General features: G+C 61.2%; 1 protein-coding gene. It reads right to left on the reverse strand.

Features of this window, described 5'->3' with window-relative positions; translation table 11 throughout:
* Positions 1-188, reverse strand: a 188-nt coding sequence (locus SB822_RS61810; protein WP_410859767.1) for a hypothetical protein, incomplete at its 3' end; no start/stop codon positions are given.
* Between the last annotated feature and the right edge of the window lie 21 nt (positions 189-209).

Consider the following 209-nt stretch of genomic DNA (forward strand, 5'->3'; position numbering starts at 1 on the left):
GTCGGGATGACGACCTTCGTGTCGGTCTGGGTGACGGGCGCCACCACGATAGCCGGGCTGGCGAAGCCACCACCGAATGCGGCGTTCACGTTGCCGACGTTGTAGTTGCTGCCGCCGCGCACCGAGGCGAGCGCTTCGACGGAAAGTTCTTCGTTATGCGAGAGGTCTTTGATGGTCAGCGAGGTCATGATCAATCTCCTGGATACGGT

The sequence above is a fragment of the Paraburkholderia sp. SIMBA_054 genome (genome assembly GCF_046534875.1).
Classification (GTDB): Bacteria; Pseudomonadota; Gammaproteobacteria; order Burkholderiales; family Burkholderiaceae; genus Paraburkholderia; species Paraburkholderia hospita.